The organism is Rhizobium sp. PRIMUS64 (assembly GCF_023006465.1).
GTDB lineage: Bacteria > Pseudomonadota > Alphaproteobacteria > Rhizobiales > Rhizobiaceae > Rhizobium > Rhizobium leguminosarum.
This window is the reverse complement of sequence record NZ_JALBGX010000374.1, coordinates 1-261: the sequence shown is the minus strand read 5'-3', so window position 1 is coordinate 261 and position 261 is coordinate 1. Positions and strand designations below refer to the sequence as shown.

Genomic DNA, 261 nt, shown 5'->3' with positions numbered 1-261 from the left:
CACGGCGGCGATAGCATTGTCCCGGGTGATATGATGGATGGCGTCCACCTGTTCCGGATCGAGCCGGAAGGAGTTTTCCGGATCCTGCGTTTCGACCTGCCTGATCGCCGCGGCAACCACCCGATCGGAAACGGCAAAGCCGCGGCGCTCCGCCAAAACCCGCGCCGACCGCCCCATGTCATATTCGATGCGCAGCATCTCCCGCGTGGTGAAGACGGCAGGTTCGCTCGCCTTTCCCGTTTCGGCATCGATCTGCTGCGG

Annotated in this window: 1 protein-coding gene; it reads right to left on the bottom strand. The window is 63.6% G+C overall.

Annotated features, from left to right (window positions below; translation table 11 throughout):
- Window positions 1-261: hypothetical protein (locus MOV76_RS39620; protein ID WP_247266645.1), on the bottom strand; the 261-nt coding region annotated here is incomplete at both ends.